Origin of the sequence: Sporanaerobacter acetigenes DSM 13106 (assembly GCF_900130025.1) — a bacterium.
Lineage (GTDB): Bacteria > Bacillota > Clostridia > Tissierellales > Sporanaerobacteraceae > Sporanaerobacter > Sporanaerobacter acetigenes.
In genome coordinates this window covers 56,632-77,759 of the sequence record NZ_FQXR01000002.1, presented here as the reverse complement: position 1 = coordinate 77,759, position 21,128 = coordinate 56,632, and the positions used below count along the sequence as shown (strand labels likewise).

Below are 21,128 nucleotides of genomic sequence, written 5' to 3'. Positions count from 1 at the left end.
AGGTGATCAGTATGTATTTTAAAAAAATCATAGGGCAAAGATGCTACTTATCTCCAATAAATGTGGAGGATTGTGAAAAATATACTGAATGGGTCAATGACATGGAAGTAGCTGGAGGACTTATATTTGCATCTCAACTCATTGGGCTTGAAACTGAAAAGTCGATTTTAGAAAGGATTTCTACCAGTGGATATAATTTTGCTATTGTAGATATAGAAAAAGATGAGCTTATTGGGAATTGTGGATTTCCAGAGTTAGATCACTTAAATAGAGTAGGAGAAGTAGGATTATTTATTGGCAACAAAGATTATTGGGGCAAAGGTTATGGTCAGGAAGTCTTAAAACTTATGTTAGACTTTGGCTTTAATATACTGAATTTGCATAATATTTTTTTGAGGGTATATTCATTCAACAATCAAGCTATAAAATGCTATAAAAAAGTGGGATTCAAAGAGGCAGGTAGAATTCGTGAAGCAAAATTTGTAGCTGGAAAAGCCTATGACGAAATTTTTATGGACATTTTAGATATAGAATATACATCAATTTATATCAATAATATAATAGATAAGAAATTGCAGAAATAAAGAAGGAAGGGGTTAGGGTGAACTTGAAAATAAGACCAATAAGAGATGAGTATATAATGGCTAGATATAATTTAAACAGACATTAAATTATATACCTAAAAAAGCATTATATATAATTGTATACTGTAAATTTAATATATTTAATGTTATAATAAGTATATAGATTAGCTATTAAATAAACCCAGAGGGGTGTGAATTATGACTTCTAATATTATTTCGATTGAAAAAATAAAAGAAAAAACAATGCCAATATTAAGCAAATACCCTGTAAATAAAGCAATATTATTTGGATCATATGCTAAAGGTGAAGCTACTAAGAATAGTGATATGGATTTGTATATTGATACAAACGGGAAGTTAAGAGGACTTGATTTTGTTGGATTACTTGAAATTCTTGTTGATACTTTGGGAGTAGACATAGACTTAATTGATAAATCACATATAGAACCAGATTCTTTAATAATGCAAGAAATTGAAGATGGAGGTATGGTTATATATGAAAAATCTGAAGATTATTCGAAAGATAATTAATCACATTGATTCTATATTGAAATATACAGATACTATTACTTATGATGAATTTAGAAGTAATAGTATGATGGTGGAAGCGTGTGTATTTAATTTAAGTCAAATTGGTGAATTAGTCAACAAATTAGATAAGGAATATATAATTGAATATCCAGATATTCAATGGTTTAAAATAAAGGGTTTAAGAAATCGTATAGTTCATGACTATGAAGGTGTAAATCTAAATTTAATATGGGAAATCATTGACGTTGACATAAAAATATTGAGAGAACAATTATTGAAGCTAATTAATTAGCTTTTTTGCAATAGTGAGGCTACTGTAAATAAAAAAAGGTGAGTCCTTTGACCAATGTCATTAAGTTAAGAAATTAAAACCAAAGTTTAAGAACAGAGTATGTTAAAAATGCATACCCTGTTCTTTTTTATGTAATTTAATAAAAAAGTTCAAAATATTTTCAAAAAAACTTGACAAATAGAGCAAAAAATGCGGCGAAGCCCCTTAGATGTATACATTTTTTAAGGAGGTTCGCTAATGAACGAATTTGCAGATTCCATAAAGGGAAAAGAGGTAATAGCTTAAAACTTGAACTTATGAATTATTTTTCATATGATGTTAAAACAGCTACCTGCTCAGCCTTTGTCCAACAGCGGGAAAAGATTCTTCCAGAAGCACTTGAGTACCTTTTTCATAAATTTACATCAACTTCAATCAATCCTAATTATTATGACGGCTACAGAATGCTAGCTGTTGATGGTTCAGATTTATGTATTGCACACAATCCAAAAGATACAGAAAGTTATTTTCATGCAACCGAGAATACTAAAGGATTCAATCTTCTGCATTTAAACGCTATGTACGATTTGTACAGCAGAGTATATGTTGATGCGATTGTTCAACCTGGCAAGAAGAAAAATAAGTTTCAGGCACTAACAGATATGGTGGATCGTTCTGATATTAAAGATAAAACCATCTTAATAGCTGACCGTGGATATGAAAGTTACAACGTTTTCGAACATATAGCTAAGAAGGGATGGAAATATGTTATACGTGTAAAAGATATAAATAGTAATGGAATTACCTCTGGATTATCTCTTTCAGATGAGAAGGAATTTGACATGAAATATAGCATTTTACTAACTAGGAGACAGACAAAAGAAATAAAGGCAAATCCAGAAAAATATAAGTTTATGCCTGCAAATCAAAACTTTGACTATCTTCCCGTTGGTGATAAAGGAAATTATCAAATGAACTTTAGAATAGTTCGATTTGCTATTGCTGAGAATGCTTATGAAGTTATCATTACAAATCTTCCTAAGGATGAATTTCCCCCAGAAGCAATTAAAGAAATATATCACATGAGATGGGGTATTGAAACATCATTTAGAGAGCTAAAATATGCTATAGGGTTAACAAATTTTCATTCAAAGAAGGTGCCCTACATCATACAAGAAATATTTGCACGTCTTACCATGTACAATTTCTGCGAAATAATCACAACCCATGTAGTTATAAAGCAGAAAGACAGGAAATATAACTATCAAGTTAATTTTACTGTAGCTATATCCGTTTGTCTTTACTATTTCAAATGTAAAGATGCAGAGCTACCACCCAATGTAGAAGCACTTATTCAAAAGAATATATTGCCTATCCGAAATGGCAGAAAAGACTGTCGCAGGGTCAAAACCAAATCGGTAGTTAGCTTCATTTATAGAGTAGCATAAATTACTAAAAATTAAAATGTTTTTTTGACAGAGAAATATCCCTGTCTTGTTTGTGTGCCAAAATAATGACTTGAAAAGAAAAAAGTCAATTGAAAGTACGGAAACTTTCAATTGACCATAATTCTATTTGCCATAAAAACTTAACTTAATGACATTGGTCCTTTGACTCACCTTTTTTTCATTTATGCTTTTGCTTTCTTTTTAGATAGATTCTTTATAGCTTCTACGAGAAGAACTATTGCCAATACAAACAATAGTATACCAAATACAACTAGTACAATTTGTCCGCTTGCAATATTGTTCTTTATTAGTAGAACCAATGCACTCAATGTTACGGCAAACATAAATACCATAGGTATAGTAAACATTTTGTTGTTTTTGCCCAAGTTGCTCATCCAAACAGCAAGAGCCATCAAAGCTAAAGCCGATAACAATTGATTAGCTGAACCAAACAATGGCCATATAGCATCCCAACCCTTGAAGGATAGAATAGCAGCAAGTACAACTGTTATCAATGTAGCAACATAACGGTTTGTAAGTGGAGATTTTTTGTCTTCTTTTTGAAAGTCTTCAAAAAATTCCTGGAATACAAATCTTGCCAATCTAGTGGAAGTATCCAAACTTGTCATAGCAAAAGCTGAAACTGCCAATGCAGCAAAGCTTGTACCAGTTGCAACAGGTATTCCAAAGCTTGCCATGAAGTTTCCTACACCATGAGAGAATACATTTACAGGTCCTCCATCGCCAAGAAGATTTGACAATTCTCCGTGGCTTATATATCCTGCAGTTATGATTGCTACTATTGCCACAACACATTCTATAAGCATTCCGCCATATCCTATAAGTTTTGCGTCACTTTCTTTATCCAATTGTTTTGAAGTGGTTCCAGAACCAACTAGAGAGTGAAAACCAGATATTGCTCCACAAGCTACGGTTACAAATAGCATAGGGAATAATGGAGTATTATCTACATTGAATCCAACAAATGGATTTAATTGCAAACTAGGATGTGTAACGAAAATTCCAATGATTGCTCCTATAACCAACGCATATAGCAAAAATGAACTTAGATAATCTCTAGGCTGCAACAATATCCATACAGGAACTACACTTGCAACAAAAACGTACGCAAGTAATATAAAAATCCAAGCTTCTTTTGAAAGTGCAAGTGGGAATACCATTCCTAGCCATACACATAAGAACAACAATATAACGCCGATTACTGTACTGATTCCTAGTGGAACATTTTTTCTGTATACAAAGAATCCAAACAATATAGCTAGTACTATGAATAATAATGATGAAGTAGCTGCAGAAGGAACACTTACGAAAGTATTAGCTGTGATATTTGTAAATGCAGCAATGATGAGTAGTAGTGTCAACCAAGCAAAAATTGAAAACAATCGCTTACCTTTTTTGCCCATATTTGCTCCTATTATTTCACCTATAGATTTTCCGCCATGTCTTATAGAAGCAAAAATAGAACCAAAATCATGTACTCCTCCAAAAAATATACCACCTATTACAATCCAAAGCATAACAGGTGCCCATCCAAATATTGCAGCTTGAACAGGTCCTACTATTGGTCCTGCACCAGCTATGGATGAAAAGTGATGTCCTAGTAGCACTGGAGCTTTAGCTGGAACATAGTCAACTCCATCCTCTTTTGTATGAGCAGGAGTTTCAGTTTTATCACTTACTCCCCACTGGTTTGCCAAATAACTTCCATAGGTCTTGTAAGCGATATAAAATAAAACAATTCCTATAATGACTAACCATACAGCATTCATTTAATCTTCCTCCTCGTTATTTTGTTATAAAATTATCCTCCTTTCTATATATTTAACTATATTTTCATATAAAAATATAGTTATTCACTTTTCTCTAAAATTGACTGATAAAAGGATTTCATTGCTTTTCCATCTTTATTTGTATAAAGTTTATTCTCCGTTAAATCTATGAGAAAAAGTCGAATATCACAAAAACCTTTAAGTCCGAAGGCAAAAGTCTTATGACATTTGAACTTTTTGCCTATTTTAATGGCTTCATCACTAAAGCCCTTATTACATATGTAAATTCCATTTATAATTGTAGACATGTGTTCATCATCAGGTGTGACGATTTTTTCGGAGAGAGATTTTAGAAAGTTTGCAAAATTTATAATATCATTTGCATTTGCTATTTCATCTTTAGATTTTACGATACAGTGTTCATGATTTTCATAAGCATCTATTACAGATTTTTTACTGGCAATATATCTTTCGTTTCTAACAAATGACTTTGCATATATGGAAAGGTTTTCCCCATGCATATTATAATCTTCAAATATATCAAAATATTCTTTCCACGAATTTTTAAGATTATAAATGTATTCTTGACTGTTCATATGTGGTCTCCTTATCTTAAGAATAATGACAAAAAAGTAATATATATCTTCAACAATATAATATCACTACAGAAAAAAATGTCAACTTTATCAAATAAGACATACTTTTGTATAAATGGCTCTTTATATCCAAGAAAATAAGAAAATTACACTTATATTAAAATTGTGAAAGTGAAAACATAAAATATATGATAAAAAATTTTTTATAAAAAATTTTTATAAAAAACGAGTATTCAAATTATTCATGATATACAAAACAGCAATAAACAAAATTCACATAATGTTCATTACATAGTAAACAATAAAAAATAATATTCAAATTATCCATTGACTATTATAAACAATATTGATATTATATTTATAGATAATTCAAATTAGCATAGAGGAGGGGCCACTGTGGAGAATATAAGAAAATTGTTCGTTGAGAAAAAAGAAGGATACAATATAGAAGCAAAACAACTTTTGAGGGATTTGAGAGAAAATCTTAATATATTTGGGCTTAAAAAAGTTAGAATTTTAAATCACTATCAAATAGGAAATATACTTAAGGAAGACTATGAAAGAGCAGTAAACACTATTTTTTCAGAGCCTAATGTAGATATGGTCTATGAAGAGACATTTCCTATAAATGAAAGTGATTATTTTTTTAGAGTGGAATATTTGCCAGGACAATATGATCAAAGAGCAGATTCGGCAATTCAATGTTTAGAAATACTTACAGGAAAGAACGGCTATAAAATAACTACTTCAAAGATAGTAGTTTTAGAGGGAGATATAAATAAAGAGGAATTAGAAAAAGTTAAGAATTATTATATAAATCCTGTAGAGTCCAGAGAGGTTTCTTTGGATATGATCACACTAGATACTAAGTGGGATGAACCTCAAGATGTAGAAATAGTAGATGGATTCATAGAAAAAAGCCCTGAAGAACTTGAAGCTTTAAGAGAAAAAATAGGATTTGCCATGGACGTTGAAGATTTAAAATACTGTCAAGAGTATTTTAAACTTGAGGAAAAGAGAGATCCTAGTATTACAGAATTAAAAGTAATAGATACTTATTGGTCGGATCATTGTAGACATACAACTTTTATGACTAGTATTAAAGATGTAAAATTTGAAGAGGGTTTCTATAGAGAAATATTTGAAGAGGCTTTTAAGGAATATTTAAAATCTAAAAATTTTGTATATGGGGATAAGGAAAAGCCTGTTTGTCTTATGGATATGGGAACTATAGAGAAAAAAGAACTTGTAAAAAAAGGACTTCTTGACGATTTAGAAGAATCAGAAGAAATAAATGCTTGCAGTATTGAAATAGATGTGGATGTGGATGGAGAAAATGAAAAATGGCTTTTGATGTTTAAAAATGAAACTCACAATCATCCAACGGAAATAGAGCCTTTTGGTGGAGCAGCAACTTGTCTTGGAGGAGCTATAAGAGATCCTCTTTCTGGGAGAGCATATGTATATCAGGCTATGAGAATAACAGGAAGTGGAGATCCAAGAGAAAAAATTGAAAATACACTTCCTGGGAAATTGCCTCAAAGAAAGATAACTATAGGGGCGATGAAGGGATATAGTTCTTATGGAAATCAAATAGGAATTCCAACAGGATATGTAAGGGAAATATATGATGAAAATTATATTGCCAAGAGAATGGAAGTTGGAGCAGTCATTGGGGCCAGTCCAAAGGAAAGTGTCATAAGAGGGATTCCAAAACCTGGAGATATAGTTTTGCTGGTAGGTGGAAGAACTGGAAGAGATGGACTAGGTGGAGCAGTAGGTTCATCTAAAGAACATGATGAAGAATCTATATATACTTGTGGTTCAGAAGTTCAGAAGGGAAATCCTCCAATAGAGAGAAAGATTCAAAGACTTTTCAGAGATGAAAATGTAAAGAAGATGATTAAAAGATGTAATGATTTTGGTGCCGGAGGAGTTTCTGTAGCTATTGGAGAGCTTTCTGATGGATTAGATATAGATTTAGATAAAGTGCCTAAAAAGTATGAAGGATTAGATGGAACAGAAATTGCTATTTCTGAATCTCAAGAGAGAATGGCAGTTGTCATAGATAGAGAAGATTTAGATAAGTTTAAAGAATATGCAAAAGCTGAAAATATTGAAGTGACAGTTGTAGCAGAAGTTACAGAAGATGGTAGGCTCACTATGAAGTGGAGAGGAAAGAATATAGTAGATATAAGTAGAGAATTTTTAGATACCAATGGAGTCAGAAAAAAGACAAAGGTATTTGTAGAAGAGCCAAGGAACAAAAATTATTTTCAAACTGTACCAAATAATGTAGAAGAAAACTTAGACAATATAAAAGAAGCTTTTATCTTAAATATGGCTAGTTTAAATACTTGTAGTCAAAAAGGGTTGGTGGAAAAATTCGACAATACTATAGGTGCTGGAACAGTTCTTATGCCTTTTGGAGGTAAATATAAACTTACACCTGTAGATGGTATGGCAGGGAAAATCCCTGTTTATAGTGGAGAAACAGATACTTGTTCTATAATGACTTATGGTTTTGATCCTCAAATTTCAAAATGGAGTCCTTTCCATGGAGGAATGTATGCTGTTATTGATTCTATAGGAAAAATTGTGGCATTGGGTGGAGATTATAAAAATACAAGACTTACATTCCAAGAATATTTTGAAAAGCTAGGTGAAGATGATAAAAAGTGGGGAAAGCCCTTTAATGCAATTTTAGGTGCTTATTTAGTTCAAAAGAAATTGTCTATACCAAGTATCGGTGGAAAAGACAGTATGTCAGGAACTTTTAAAGATCTAAATGTTCCGCCAACTCTTATAAGTTTTGCTGTAAATGTGGGAAAGGCAAGTAAAATTGTTTCACCAGAGTTTAAAAAGAGCGGAAGTTTTGTAGTACTTGTGCCAATTGCAATAGATGAAAAGGGTATGCCAGATTTTGAAGAATTGGATAGAAATTATACTAGAATAAATGAATTGATAGGGAAGAATAAAATACTTTCAGCCAATACTATTAAATACGGTGGTATAGCTAGATGTGTAAGTGAAATGGCTTTTGGAAATAAGATTGGATTTGTTTTCAATGAGAAAATAGTTTTAAATGAAATTTTCGTTCCAAAGCATGGTTCTATTTTAATTGAAATAGATGAAAATGAAAATGTAGATGCATTGTTAAGTGGAATAAATTATGAAATACTTGGTACTACTGTAGATGGTGAATATATAGAAGTTCTTAAAGAGAGAATACAATTAGATGAACTTATTGAAAAGTGGGAAGAACCTCTTAAAGATGTATTTCCTTTCACGGAAGAAGTGAAAGAAGTGCCAAGATGTATAGAATACAAGAAAGGAAACAAGATTCATAAGAAATTGAGCATTGGAAAGCCTAGGGTTTTTATACCGGTATTTCCAGGTACAAATTGTGAATGGGATACAAAAAATGCTTTTGAAAAGGCTGGAGGTGTGGTAGAAACTTTTGTATTCAGAAATTTAAATAGTAAAGATATAAACTATTCTATTAGTGAGATAGTAAGGCTTATAAATGAATCCCAAATAATAGCTATCCCAGGTGGGTTTAGTGCAGGAGATGAGCCTGAAGGGTCAGGAAAGTTTATAGCTACGGTGTTTAGAAACCCATATATAAGCGAAGCAGTGATGAATCTTCTAAAAAACAGAGATGGACTTATGCTTGGAATATGTAATGGATTTCAGGCTCTCATAAAGCTTGGACTTTTACCTTATGGAGAAATAAGAGATATAGATTGTGATTCACCGACTCTTACTTTCAACAAAATAGGAAGTCACGTTTCTACTATGGTCAATACAAAGGTTGTTTCCAATTTATCACCTTGGTTCAACAATACAAAGGTAGGAGATATTCATACAATACCTGTTTCTCATGGGGAAGGAAGATTTATAGCAGATGAAAAACAATTGTCTATTCTCATAGAAAATGGACAAATAGCTACTCAATATGTAGGTATAAATCCTAATGGTTCAGTAGAGGCAATAGAAGGAATCACTAGCCCTGATGGAAGAGTATTAGGAAAAATGGGTCATTCAGAAAGAATGGGAGAAAATATCTGCAAAAACATCCCTGGAGAAAAAGATCAGAAGATATTTGAAGCAGGAATTGGGTATTTCATATAAGTCTTCTCGGACTTATATGAAAAATTTTGGCGGAGCCAACACAGGAGGGATATTTATGAAAGTTGCTATTGTTATGGGAAGTATATCGGATAAAGAAGTGGTAGACAAAACGATTGGTATTTTAGAGAAGTTTCAGATTGAATATGAAGTTAGAGTTATATCGGCTCATAGGACTCCATTTACAGCCATGGATTTTGCTAGTTCTGCTGAGGAAAAGGGTATAGAAGTCATCATTGCAGTGGCAGGAAAGGCTGCTCACCTAGCGGGAATCATTGCAGGAGTGACTACACTGCCAGTTATAGGTCTTCCTGTGAAATCCTCTACTATGGATGGATTAGATTCCCTCCTTTCTACAGTACAGATGCCAAAGGGAGTTCCTGTTGCTACAGTAGCTATAAATGGAGGAGAAAATGCAGGAATATTGGCTGTTCAAATGCTATCTATAAAATATGAAAACTTAAGAGAGAAGCTCAAGGAATATAAAGAGGAAATATCTGAAGAAGTTGAAAAAATGGATGAAAAGGTGAGAAGGAGATAAAAAAATGTGCGGAATAATAGGAATATATGATACAGAGAACAGAGATATTTCAAAAATACTTTATTATGGCTTATATGCTCTACAACATAGAGGACAAGAAAGTTCAGGAATGGCAGTGAACAATAATGGTTTTATAGATTATCATAAGGATTTGGGATTGGCTCATGAAGTTTTTTCTGAAGAAATCATAAATAGACTTCGAGGAAATGTTGGGGTAGCTCATGTAAAGTATGGAACCAATGGAGAACCCAATAGCATAAATGCAGAGCCTTTGGTAGTAGGATATAAAAAAGGAGCTTTAGCTATTTCAAGTAGTGGAAAGATAATAAATGCTGAGGAAATCAGAGAAAAATTAGAAGACGAGGGAACTATATTTGCTACAGATACAGATGCAGAAGTTGTAGCAAATTTGATAGCAAGATTTCACAAAGATGATATAGAAATGGCCATTGTAAATGCATTAAAGAGTATAAAAGGTTCCTATACTATGATACTCATGACTACAGATAGACTCATTGGAGTGAGAGATCCCTATGGAATGGGGCCTCTTTGTATAGGAAAGCTTGGGAAAGATTATATATTGAGTTCGGAAACTTGTGCATTAGATACTATAGGAGCTGAATTTTTTAGAGATGTAGAACCTGGAGAAATGGTAGTCATAAAAGATGGAAAAATAAAAAGCATAAAAAGCGAAAAAATATATGATAAAAAGTTTTGTATATTTGAATTTATATATCTTGCAAGGCCTGATAGCAAAATTGATGGAGTCAGTGTATATCTTGCAAGAAGGGAAGCGGGAAAACTTCTAGCTAAGGCTAGTCCAGCAGAGGCGGATATAGTTATCTCTGCACCAGATTCAGGAACAGTTGCGGCTATTGGCTATGCGGAACAATCAGGGATACCTTATGCAGAAGGCCTTATAAAAAACAAATATATAGGAAGAACTTTTATAGAACCTACTCAAGAACTCAGAGAACAAGGAGTCAGGTTAAAATTAAATGTATTAAAGGAAAATGTTGAAGGGAAAAGGGTAGTTCTTGTAGATGATTCAATAGTTAGGGGGACTACTATGAGAAGAATAGTGGGAATGCTAAAAAGTGCAGGAGCTAAAGAAGTTCATTTAAGAATTGCTTCTCCACCTGTAATGGATCCTTGCTATTTTGGATTGGATACTACAAAAAAGAATCTAATAGCTGTGGAAAAATCTATTGAAGAAATAAGAGAAAGTATAGGAGCAGATTCCCTTGAGTATCTTTCACTTAAAGACCTCATAAAGGGAACAGGAGAAGAAGGAGTATATTGTACTGGATGTTTAAATGGAATATATCCTATGGATATACACAAAAATTAAATAGGAGAGGAGAAAAACTATGAAATTGACATATAAGGATTCTGGAGTAGATAAAGAAGCAGGATACAAAGAAGTCAGTATGATAAAGCAATTCATAAAGAGTACTTATATAGAAGGTGTTGTATCGGATATAGGTGGATTTGGGGGATTGTTTGCACTAAATACTTCAGAGTACAATGAGCCAATTCTTGTATCTGGAACTGATGGAGTAGGAACAAAGTTAAAGATTGCCTTCATGATGGATAAACATAATACTATAGGGGAAGATTGCGTGGCCATGTGTATAAATGATGTATTGTGTCAAGGAGCGAAACCGTTATTTTTCCTTGATTACATAGCTACAGGGAAATTAATTCCAGAGAAAATGGCAAGTATTGTAGAAGGTGTAGCCAATGGTTGTGTAAAGGCGGGATGTGCACTGATCGGTGGAGAAACTGCAGAAATGCCTGGATTTTATGCGGATGGAGAATATGATATTGCAGGATTTGGAGTAGGAGTAGTAGATAGAAAAGATATAATAGATGGTTCTAAAATACAAGAAGGAGATGTTCTCATAGGACTATCTTCTAGTGGAATTCATAGCAATGGCTATTCACTTGTGAGAAAAGTATTTTTCGAAAAAGAAAAGATAAGTCTTGATAAATATTTCAGTGAATTTCAATCCACATTAGGAGAAGAACTATTAAAGCCTACTAGAATATATACAAATCTAATGTATGATTTGATAAAAAAATTCAATATAAAGGGAATAAGTCATATAACTGGCGGAGGATTTTATGAAAATATACCTAGAATGTTGCCAGAAGGACTTACAGCTGTTGTGAATATCGAGGCTATAGAAACTCCTTATATATTTAGCTTAATAGAACAGTGTGGAAAAATTGAGAGAGACGAAATGTACTCTACATTTAATATGGGAATAGGAATGGTATTTGCCGTAGATAGTACTGAAGCTGATAGTGTCATGAATTTTTTAAAGGCAAAAGGTGAGAAAGGAGTATTTCTTGGAGAAATTCAGAGAAAAGAGGAGAAAATAATCTTATGCAACCAGTAAAAATAGGAGTTTTAATTTCAGGTGGTGGTACCAATCTTCAATGCATCATAGATAAAGTAAAAAATGGATACATAAATGGAGAAATATCCTTGGTCCTTTCAAATAAAAAAGATGCCTATGGTCTTGTAAGGGCAAAAAGAGAAGGTATAGATGCTATTTGGATGGATAGAAAAAAGTATTCTACAGAAGAAGAATACAATGATGCTATAATAGAAGAATTTAAAAATAGAGATATAGAACTGGTGGTACTGGCAGGGTATTTAAAGGTACTATCAAAGAAATTTGTCACAGAATATAAGGGAAGAATTATAAATATACATCCATCTTTGATACCTAGTTTTTGCGGCAGTGGATATTATGGAGAAAGGGTTCACAGAGAAGTTCTTAAATATGGTGTGAAATTTTCTGGAGCTACAGTTCACTTTGTAGATGAAGGTACAGATACAGGTCCTATAATACTTCAAAGAATAGTACAGGTGAAGGATGATGATACGGTAGAGTCTTTGAAGGAAAGAGTTTTGAAAGTAGAACATGAAATACTTCCTGAAGCAGTAAAATACTTTTGTGATGGGAAAATATTGTTAGATGGAAGAAAAGTAATCATAATGAGGTGATATTGTGAAAAGAGCTTTAATCAGTGTTTGGGATAAATGTGGCATTGTAGAATTTTCAAGGAAATTAGTTTCTTTAGGTTGGGAGATAATATCTACTGGGGGAACTAAAAAGGTTCTTGAAGGGGAAGGCATAAATGTAATAGATATTCAAGATATAACAGGATTTCCTGAAGCTTTTGATGGAAGAGTGAAAACTCTTCATCCAAATATTCATGGTGGAATACTTCATATAAGAGATAATAGTTGCCATTTAGCAACTCTTGAAAAACTTCATATAAGTCCTATAGATTTAGTAGTCAACAATCTATATCCTTTCAAGGAAACAGTAAATAAAGAAGGAGTCAGTCATGAAGAGATAATAGAAAATATAGATATTGGCGGACCTTCTATGATTAGAGCAGCAGCTAAAAATTATAAATATGTGACAGTAGTTGTAGATCCTTTAGATTATAAAAAAGTTCTCAATGAATTAGAAAACAATGGACAAACCACATTAGAAACAAGGAGACATTTGGCAAGAAAAGTATTTGAATATACAAGTCATTATGACAGCCTTATTTCAAATTATTTCAATGAAATAGATAATGTGGAATTTCCTGAAAAACTTAGTATGACTTTTGAGGGAAAAGAAGAATTGAGATATGGAGAAAATCCTCATCAAAGGGCAGCTTTTTATAGAGAGGTAGGAAACGTTCAAGGTACTATTGCCGGATCTATAAAACTTCATGGAAAAGAATTGTCTTTCAACAATATAAATGATGCCAATGGAGCATTGGAAATACTTAAGGAATATGAGGAACCAACAGTGGTAGCGGTTAAACATACAAATCCTTGTGGTATTGGAAGTGGAAAAGATATTTATGAGGCTTATAAAAAAGCTTATGAATGTGACAAAGTATCTATATTTGGGGGAATAATAGCAGCAAACAGAGAATTAGATGAGAGAGTTGCAGAGCTTATAAATGAAATATTTATAGAAATAGTCATAGCTCCTTCATATACAGAGAAAGCTCTGGAAATACTATCTTCAAAGAAAAATATAAGAATACTTAAATTAGATCATATTATGAAAAATGATTATAAATCTTGGGATGTAAAAAAGGTATTAGGTGGTATATTGATTCAAGAAAGAGACAAGATGCTTCTTCAAGATGAATTGGAAATTGTCACTAAAAGAAAACCAACAGAAGAAGAAATGAAGGATTTGCTTTTTGCTTGGAAAGCTGTAAAAAATACTAAATCCAATTCAGTAGTATTAGCTAAAGATGGTGGAACTATAGGCATTGGCATGGGGCAAGTAAATAGAATATGGGCTGTAGATCAGGCTATAGAACATGGCATGGAAAAGGTAAAGGGAAGCGTCATTGCATCGGATGGATTTTTCCCTTTTAGAGATTCTATAGATGCTCTTTCAAAGGTAGGAGTTACTGCGGTTATTCAACCTGGAGGTTCTATTAGAGATGAAGAATCTATACAGGCAGCAGATGAAGCTGGAATTGCCATGGTATTTACTCACATGAGACATTTCAAACACTAAAAACTTATGAGAAAGAAGGGATATATTTGAAAGTTTTAGTTATAGGTAGTGGAGGAAGAGAACATGCTTTGTGTTATAAATTAGCTCAAAGCAAAAGAGTAAGTAAAATATATTGTGCTCCAGGAAATGGAGGTACTAGTAGTATAGCGGAAAATGTAAATATAAATCCTAAAGATATAGAACTTCTTTTGAGTTTTGCAAAGACTAATAGTATAGACTTAACTGTTGTAGGTCCAGAGGATCCATTGGTATCTGGAATTGTTGATAGATTTGAGGAAGAAGGTTTGAGAATATTTGGGCCTAGAATGGAAGGAGCTATTCTTGAGGGAAGTAAAATATATTCAAAAGAATTTATGAAAAAATACCACATTCCTACAGGAAAGTATAGGAGCTTTAAAAATCTAGAGGAAGCCTTAAAGGGCCTTGACGAATTTTTATATCCATTAGTTATAAAAGCTGATGGACTCTGTTTAGGAAAGGGAGTAGTCATTTGTCAGTCAGAAGAAGAAGCTAAAAAGTCTATAAAAGATATGATGAGTGAAAAAGTATTTGGTTCTGCTGGGGAAAATATTATTATAGAAGAATTTTTAACAGGAATAGAAACTTCTTTGCTTTGTCTTGTGTCCAATGGGAAGATTATTCCTTTGGAGAGTGCTAGAGATTATAAAAAGATATATGATGGAGATTTAGGTCCTAATACAGGAGGGGTAGGATGTTTTTCACCAAATCCAGCTTTGACTAGAGATATTCTTAAAGAAATAGATAGAACTGTTCTTCAAAATATAAAAATAGGATTGGAAGAAGAAGGTATTGATTATAAAGGAATTTTATTTATAGGACTTATGCTTACAGAAGATGGGCCAAAAGTATTGGAATTCAATGTAAGATTTGGAGATCCTGAAACAGAAGTAGTACTTCCTAGGCTTGAAAGTGATATAGCGGATATATTCCAGAAGACTATAGATGGAACTATTAGAAAAGAAGATTTAAAGTGGTCAGATAAATGTTGTGTAACAGTAGTAGCTACGTCGGAGGGGTATCCAAAAAAATATGAAAAGGGAAAAGAAATTTCTGGAGTAGAAAATTTAGATAAAGAGTTGATTCTTTTTCACAATGGAACTAAAATAGTGAATGGGAAGCTTTTGACAGATGGAGGAAGAGTTCTTTCTGTTACATGTCTTGGAGAAAATTTTGAAAAGGCAAGAAAAAAGGTTTATAATGGGATAGGGAAAATCTATTTCCAAGGAATGAAATATAGAAATGATATAGCAGATATTTGAAAAACTTTATAGTATATATACAATCAGGGTTTTATCATGAATATAAGAGAAGATGTGCCTCCTATAGAGTAGTAGTCTTATGAAACAGGCATATAAATATATAGCTTTTTTTAAACAAAGAACAATTTTTATAATTATTCTACAAAGTTTAAAAAAAAGTTTTATGCTATTCTAATAGGGAAAATATAATATAGGAGGTATATTCATGATTAACCAAAAACAATATGTTTTAGCAGTTCCAAATTTTAGTGAAGGTAGAAGAAAACCCGTCATTGAAGCTATTGTAGATCAGGTTAGAGACATAGAAGGAGTAAAATTAATTAGTTATGAACCGGAATATGATTTCAATAGAACTGTAGTCACTCTTATTGGTGAACCTCAGCCTCTAAAAAAAGCTCTTATAAACATGGCAGGTAAGTCCTATGAGTTAATAGATATGGAAAAACAAGAAGGAACTCATCCAAGAATTGGAGCTCAAGACACTATACCTATTTTCCCATTTAAAAATATTACTTTGGAAGAATGTGTAGAATTGGCAGAAGAAATAGGAAGAGAACTATTTGAAAAATATAAAGTGCCTATTTTCTACTCTGCTGAAAATGCAAGAACTGAAAACAAAAAAGGCATTTCTTTCATAAGAAAAGGCCAATATGAAGGCCTTAGAAAATTGTTAGAAGAAAAAACAGATCCCAATTATGAAGAAAGAAAACCAGATTTAAGTGTAGATGGGAAATTGGATCCAAAGGCAGGAGCAACTATTGTGAGCGCTGATATGGAAGGTTTAACTGCTTACAATGTGTTTTTGGATACAGAAGATGTAAACGTTGCCAAAGCTATAGCAAAGGGACTTAGAGGACCAAGTGGTGGATTTTCAACAGTAAGGGCAGTAGGAATTAAATTTCCTGAAAGAGATGGAGTAGTAGTTTCAATAAATATGTTTGACTGTTCCAAAACTCCTCTTTACAGAGCTTATGAATTTGTAAAACAGGAGGCTAAACGTTATGGAGTAGCTGTTACAGGAAGCGAATTGGTTGGCCCAGTTAAACTTGAATATTTATTAAATTCCTTGGAATACTATTTGGGGCTGGAAGGACTAAGGATAGAACAAATACTAGAAACTCATCTTATGGAATAAGAAGATAGGAAGAACAAGGAGGGAAAAGATGAAAACTGATGTTCAAATTGCACAAGAAGCTAAAATGGCACCTATTGTAGAAGTAGCTAAAAAAGTAGGGCTAGAAGAAGATGATTTAGAACTGTATGGAAAATATAAAGCTAAGGTTTCCCTTGATGTATTAAAGAGAATGGAAGACAAGTCAAATGGAAAGCTTATATTGGTTACAGCTATAAATCCGACTCCAGCTGGAGAAGGAAAGACTACTGTAAATATTGGTTTAAGTATGGGACTTAACAAGATTGGCAAAACTGCCATATCAGCTCTTAGAGAACCTTCTCTTGGACCATGTTTTGGAGTTAAGGGTGGAGCTGCAGGTGGAGGATATGCTCAAGTAGTACCTATGGAGGATATAAATCTTCATTTTACTGGAGATATTCATGCTATAACTACAGCTAACAATTTACTTTCAGCTCTTATAGACAATCATATTCATCAAGGAAATCAGCTAAATATAGATCCAAGACGTATTACTTGGAAGAGAGTTATGGACATGAACGATAGATCCCTTAGAAATATAGTTATCGGTCTTGGTGGAAAACCAAATGGAGTTCCAAGGGAAGATGGTTTTGATATAACTGTAGCATCAGAAGTTATGGCTATTCTTTGCTTGGCTGATGATCTACAAGATTTAAAGGAAAGAATAGGCAATATCATAGTAGCTTACAATTACAGTGGGGAACCAGTTTATGCAAGAGATTTAAATGCAGCAGGACCATTGGCTCTATTACTTAAAGATGCTATAAAACCAAATTTGGTACAAACTTTGGAAAATACTCCTGTGTTTATTCATGGAGGGCCATTTGCCAATATTGCTCATGGTTGCAATAGTGTATTGGCAACAAAAATGGCTTTGAAATTAGCTGAGTATACAGTTACAGAGGCAGGATTTGGTGCTGACTTGGGAGCAGAAAAATTCTTTGATATCAAATGTAGATTTGCAGGGTTAAAACCAGATGCAGCAGTTATAGTGGCTACAGTTAGAGCTCTTAAAAATCATGGTGGAGTGCCAAAAGAAGAACTAAACAAAGAAAATTTAGAGGCACTTAAAAAAGGTTTTGAAAATCTAGAAAAACATATAGAAAATGTCCAAAAATATGGAGTACCTGCAGTAGTTGCTATAAATGAATTTCCAACAGATACAGAAGCTGAAGTTGAATATGTGAAAAATAGATGTAAGGAATTGGGAGCAGAAGCAGTTCTCACACAAGTTTGGGCAAAAGGTGGCCTAGGTGGAGAGGAGTTAGCTAGAAAAGTAGTTGAAGTTGTTGAAGGCAACCCTTCTGAATTTATACCACTATATGATGTGAATTTGTCTGTAAAAGAAAAAATAGAAAAAATTGCTAAAGAAATATACGGAGCCGATGGAGTAGAATTTACTCAAAAATGTATTAAGGATATAAAACAAATTGAAAAATTGGGATTAGATAAGATGCCTATTTGTATGGCTAAAACTCAGTATTCATTATCAGATGATCCTAAATTACTCGGAAGGCCAAAAGGGTTCAAGATAGAAGTAAGGCAAATTCGAATATCTGCTGGAGCAGGATTTTTAGTAGTTCTTACAGGAGATATAATGACTATGCCAGGGCTTCCAAAAGTACCAGCTGCAAATAATATGGATATTTTGTCAAATGGAGAAATTGTCGGCTTGTTCTAAATAAAGTGAGTTATAAAAAAATCTGGGATAAAATGTCCTAGATTTTTTCTTATAACTCATTATAACTCATAGAAAAAATGCCAATTTTATTAAAAAAGTGTTAAAAAATATTTTTTAGAAGGTTTTTTCAAGTTAAAGTAGAATAGAATAAAGTAATAAAGGAGGTGTGCTGATGAGTTACAACTCTAAAATAAAAGATGAACAGATAGACTCTTTTTTTGAAGCAATACTTAAACTTGAAAACTTAGAAGAATGTTATCGCTTTTTTGAAGATATATGCACTGTAAAAGAAATACAATCTATTGCCCAAAGACTTGAAGTAGCCAAGATGCTTAGAATGAATAAGACATACAATGAAATTGAAGCTAAAACTGGTGCCAGTACAGCTACTATAAGTAGAATCAGTCGAGCTCTTAATTATGGAGCAGATGGATATAATTTAGTACTAGATAGGCTAGGTTATCCAAAAAAAGAAGATGATGAAATATGAAAATTTCTCCCTAGGGAGAAATTTTTTTAAATGAAGGTTTATTGAAAAATATGTAGAATAATTAGATATAAATTATAATCATCATATAGAAAGGGTGGGTTAAGTGGGGCAAGAAAAATTAGACTACAGGAAAACGTTTGTTTTAGGATTGGGATTTTTTTCAGTAAGTATTGTATGGCCAGTTTATAATTCTTTTGTACCTATAATGCTAGAAAATTATATCAAGAGCACTACTCTCATAGGGGCAGTAATGACTATAGACAATTTGTTTGCAGTAATATTTCAACCAATATTTGGAGCATTAAGTGACAAGACCAATACCAGATTTGGTAGGAGAATGCCATATTTATTGATTGGAGTACCTTTGGCAGCAATTTTTTGTTCTCTTATACCTAGTGCTAATAGTTTACCTATGCTCATGACTTTTGTTATACTTATGAATTTTGCAATGAGTATATTTAGAGCTCCAACAGTAGCACTTATGCCTGATGTAACACCTAGTCATCTTAGGAGCAAAGCCAATGGAGTTATAAATTTCATGGGAGGTTTGGCTGCTGTTATAGCTTATGGATTGGGAGGATTTCTATATAAAAAAGGAACTGCTTATCCTTTCTACATGTCTTCCATAATCATGACAATGGCACTTATATTATTATATATTTTCATAAAAGAGCCTGAAATAGTAGAAGAAAAAGCAAAGGTCAAAAATAAAGAAAAAGATATAGATAAAAGTAAAAGTTTACTTTTCATATTGTTTGCAATATTTTTCTGGTTTACAGGTTTCAATGCTGTAGAAACTTTCTTTTCACTATATGGTCAATATGAATTGGGTATTGATCCAGGAAAAGCTTCTATGATATTAACTTCTTTTTCCCTTTCATTTTTGATTTTTGCCATACCTGCTGGATTTGTAGGGACGAAATTGGGAAGAAAGAAGACCATATTGTTAGGTATTGTAGGAGCATTAACAGTATTTACTTTATTGATATTTGTAAAGAATATTTCTGCTATGATTGTTCTCTTAATTATTGGAGGAATGTTCTGGGCTTTTATAAATATAAATTCTTATCCAATGGTAGTAGAAATGGCCCCAAAAGGTGGAGTTGGAACTTATACGGGTTATTATTACTTTTTCTCATCTTGTGCTGCAATTGTAAGCCCTATATTATTTGGTTGGATAAGAGATATGGCTCATAGCTATAAGCCATTGTTTATCTATTCATGTATTGCCTTTGGAGCAGCACTTTTCTGCATGTTGTTTGTCAAACATGGGGATTTTACAAATAAAAATTATACAGAAGAAGATTTAAAATTTATGAAAGAAAATATATAGAAAATTTGCTGTTATATTTACATTAAATCATAAAGATGATATAATAAATACAATCAGCATAAATTAAATATAAAATGAGAAAATGAGAGTGTATCAAAAAACTTGGGGACAGGTTTGGCGGTGCACTTTTTTGTTTTTTAGGAGATGAAAATAGGAGGGCTAAAAATGGGAGATAGCTTTTATTCTAGAATAGCACAAAACCCTATTATAGCAGCGGTAAATGATTTAAATAATTTAAATAGTGCATTAAATTCGCCTTGTGAAAATATATTTCTATTAACGGGAAATATATTTAATCTAGAAGACATAGTGTATAAAATCAAATCTCACGAAAAGGGGGTCTATGTCCATCTAGATTTAGTAGATGGTATTTCTAAAGACAATTGGGGACTGGAGTATATAGTCAAAAATGTGAAGCCAGATGGAATTATTACTACAAAAAGCAATTTAATTAAACTTGCCAAAGAACTGGATATTTTAACAATACAAAGATTATTTATACTGGATTCTCTGTCTCTAGACACAGGAATAAGGTCTATAAAAAGTACAAAGCCAGATGCTGTGGAGATATTGCCTGGAATAATGCCTAAAATAGTGAAGAAGATTTTTAAAGAAACAAATATACCTATAATCACTGGTGGACTCATAATGGATAAAGAGGATGTGATTCAAAGTTTAAATTCAGGAGCTATAGCTATATCTACAAGCAATGAAAAAGTATGGTATATGTGAAACAAGGAGGG

Annotated in this window: 18 protein-coding genes; 16 read left to right on the top strand and 2 right to left on the bottom strand. The window is 32.6% G+C overall.

Going from position 1 to position 21,128, the window contains the following annotated elements; translation table 11 throughout:
- Positions 1-11 precede the first annotated feature (11 nt).
- From BUA21_RS00400 to BUA21_RS00385, 4 genes are all read left to right on the top strand, one after another.
- Entirely contained in the window at positions 12-584 is a 573-nt protein-coding gene (locus BUA21_RS00400; protein WP_072742559.1) for a GNAT family N-acetyltransferase, read from the top strand.
- A gap of 198 nt (positions 585-782) precedes the next feature.
- Entirely contained in the window at positions 783-1,115 is a 333-nt protein-coding gene (locus BUA21_RS00395) for a nucleotidyltransferase family protein (RefSeq protein ID WP_072742558.1), read from the top strand.
- Positions 1,081-1,407 (top strand): HepT-like ribonuclease domain-containing protein, encoded by a 327-nt coding sequence (locus tag BUA21_RS00390; protein WP_072742557.1) that lies wholly within the window; start codon positions 1,081-1,083, stop codon positions 1,405-1,407. Before BUA21_RS00395 ends, BUA21_RS00390 begins: the two co-directional genes overlap by 35 nt.
- Positions 1,408-1,703: 296 nt before the next feature.
- Positions 1,704-2,834, top strand: coding sequence for an IS4 family transposase (locus tag BUA21_RS00385; RefSeq protein ID WP_072742556.1), 1,131 nt, complete (start codon positions 1,704-1,706; stop codon positions 2,832-2,834).
- A 182-nt stretch (positions 2,835-3,016) separates the two neighbouring features.
- On the opposite strand, the gene BUA21_RS00380 is transcribed toward BUA21_RS00385, so the two are convergent.
- Positions 3,017-4,624 carry a carbon starvation CstA family protein gene (locus tag BUA21_RS00380; RefSeq protein WP_072742555.1) on the bottom strand — a complete coding sequence of 536 codons (1,608 nt, stop codon included), beginning with the start codon at positions 4,622-4,624 and terminating at the stop codon, positions 3,017-3,019.
- A gap of 80 nt (positions 4,625-4,704) precedes the next feature.
- Positions 4,705-5,220, bottom strand: a complete 516-nt coding sequence (locus tag BUA21_RS00375; RefSeq protein ID WP_072742554.1) for a hypothetical protein — start codon at positions 5,218-5,220, stop codon at positions 4,705-4,707.
- Between the two features lie 396 nt (positions 5,221-5,616).
- On the opposite strand from BUA21_RS00375, the gene BUA21_RS00370 reads away from it, so the two are divergent.
- From BUA21_RS00370 to BUA21_RS00315, 12 genes are all read left to right on the top strand, one after another.
- Positions 5,617-9,354 (top strand): phosphoribosylformylglycinamidine synthase, encoded by a 3,738-nt coding sequence (locus BUA21_RS00370; RefSeq protein WP_072742553.1) that lies wholly within the window; start codon positions 5,617-5,619, stop codon positions 9,352-9,354.
- Positions 9,355-9,409: 55 nt separating this feature from the next.
- Positions 9,410-9,892 (top strand): 5-(carboxyamino)imidazole ribonucleotide mutase, encoded by a 483-nt coding sequence (purE, locus tag BUA21_RS00365; protein WP_072742552.1) that lies wholly within the window; start codon positions 9,410-9,412, stop codon positions 9,890-9,892.
- A gap of 4 nt (positions 9,893-9,896) precedes the next feature.
- The gene (gene purF, locus BUA21_RS00360; protein ID WP_072742551.1) at positions 9,897-11,243 is read left to right on the top strand and encodes an amidophosphoribosyltransferase; all 1,347 of its coding nucleotides are present in this window, start codon (positions 9,897-9,899) and stop codon (positions 11,241-11,243) included.
- A gap of 19 nt (positions 11,244-11,262) precedes the next feature.
- Positions 11,263-12,297, top strand: a complete 1,035-nt coding sequence (gene purM, locus BUA21_RS00355) for a phosphoribosylformylglycinamidine cyclo-ligase (protein ID WP_072742550.1) — start codon at positions 11,263-11,265, stop codon at positions 12,295-12,297.
- Positions 12,285-12,911 (top strand): phosphoribosylglycinamide formyltransferase, encoded by a 627-nt coding sequence (purN, locus tag BUA21_RS00350; protein ID WP_072742549.1) that lies wholly within the window; start codon positions 12,285-12,287, stop codon positions 12,909-12,911. The genes purM and purN overlap by 13 nt, the downstream gene beginning before the upstream one ends.
- A 4-nt stretch (positions 12,912-12,915) precedes the next feature.
- Complete coding sequence (purH, locus tag BUA21_RS00345; protein WP_200796482.1) at positions 12,916-14,448, top strand: bifunctional phosphoribosylaminoimidazolecarboxamide formyltransferase/IMP cyclohydrolase; 1,533 nt, start codon at positions 12,916-12,918, stop codon at positions 14,446-14,448.
- 26 nt (positions 14,449-14,474) lie between these two features.
- Positions 14,475-15,728, top strand: a complete 1,254-nt coding sequence (gene purD / locus BUA21_RS00340; RefSeq protein ID WP_072742547.1) for a phosphoribosylamine--glycine ligase — start codon at positions 14,475-14,477, stop codon at positions 15,726-15,728.
- A gap of 205 nt (positions 15,729-15,933) precedes the next feature.
- A complete protein-coding gene (gene ftcD / locus BUA21_RS00335; RefSeq protein WP_072742546.1) occupies positions 15,934-16,863 on the top strand; it encodes a glutamate formimidoyltransferase in 930 nt (309 codons plus the stop codon).
- A gap of 28 nt (positions 16,864-16,891) precedes the next feature.
- On the top strand, positions 16,892-18,562 hold the full coding sequence (locus BUA21_RS00330; RefSeq protein WP_072742545.1) for a formate--tetrahydrofolate ligase: 1,671 nt from the start codon (positions 16,892-16,894) through the stop codon (positions 18,560-18,562).
- A 172-nt stretch (positions 18,563-18,734) separates the two neighbouring features.
- The gene (locus BUA21_RS00325) at positions 18,735-19,052 is read left to right on the top strand and encodes a YerC/YecD family TrpR-related protein (RefSeq protein WP_072742544.1); all 318 of its coding nucleotides are present in this window, start codon (positions 18,735-18,737) and stop codon (positions 19,050-19,052) included.
- A gap of 103 nt (positions 19,053-19,155) precedes the next feature.
- Entirely contained in the window at positions 19,156-20,385 is a 1,230-nt protein-coding gene (locus BUA21_RS00320) for an SLC45 family MFS transporter (protein WP_072742543.1), read from the top strand.
- A 165-nt stretch (positions 20,386-20,550) separates the two neighbouring features.
- On the top strand, positions 20,551-21,117 hold the full coding sequence (locus BUA21_RS00315) for a glycerol-3-phosphate responsive antiterminator (protein WP_072742542.1): 567 nt from the start codon (positions 20,551-20,553) through the stop codon (positions 21,115-21,117).
- Positions 21,118-21,128: the final 11 nt, after the last annotated feature.

Bases quoted from the DNA above. Each gene is read 5' to 3' on its own strand.
- BUA21_RS00400 (WP_072742559.1), top strand. From the start codon at position 12: ATGTATTTTAAAAAAATCATAGGGCAAAGATGCTACTTATCTCCAATA.
- BUA21_RS00395 (WP_072742558.1), top strand. From the start codon at position 783: ATGACTTCTAATATTATTTCGATTGAAAAAATAAAAGAAAAAACAATG.
- BUA21_RS00390 (WP_072742557.1), top strand. From the start codon at position 1,081: ATGAAAAATCTGAAGATTATTCGAAAGATAATTAATCACATTGATTCT.
- BUA21_RS00385 (WP_072742556.1), top strand. From the start codon at position 1,704: ATGAATTATTTTTCATATGATGTTAAAACAGCTACCTGCTCAGCCTTT.
- BUA21_RS00380 (WP_072742555.1), bottom strand. From the start codon at position 4,624: ATGAATGCTGTATGGTTAGTCATTATAGGAATTGTTTTATTTTATATC.
- BUA21_RS00375 (WP_072742554.1), bottom strand. From the start codon at position 5,220: ATGAACAGTCAAGAATACATTTATAATCTTAAAAATTCGTGGAAAGAA.
- purE (WP_072742552.1), top strand. From the start codon at position 9,410: ATGAAAGTTGCTATTGTTATGGGAAGTATATCGGATAAAGAAGTGGTA.
- purF (WP_072742551.1), top strand. From the start codon at position 9,897: ATGTGCGGAATAATAGGAATATATGATACAGAGAACAGAGATATTTCA.
- purM (WP_072742550.1), top strand. From the start codon at position 11,263: ATGAAATTGACATATAAGGATTCTGGAGTAGATAAAGAAGCAGGATAC.
- purN (WP_072742549.1), top strand. From the start codon at position 12,285: ATGCAACCAGTAAAAATAGGAGTTTTAATTTCAGGTGGTGGTACCAAT.
- ftcD (WP_072742546.1), top strand. From the start codon at position 15,934: ATGATTAACCAAAAACAATATGTTTTAGCAGTTCCAAATTTTAGTGAA.
- BUA21_RS00330 (WP_072742545.1), top strand. From the start codon at position 16,892: ATGAAAACTGATGTTCAAATTGCACAAGAAGCTAAAATGGCACCTATT.
- BUA21_RS00325 (WP_072742544.1), top strand. From the start codon at position 18,735: ATGAGTTACAACTCTAAAATAAAAGATGAACAGATAGACTCTTTTTTT.
- BUA21_RS00315 (WP_072742542.1), top strand. From the start codon at position 20,551: ATGGGAGATAGCTTTTATTCTAGAATAGCACAAAACCCTATTATAGCA.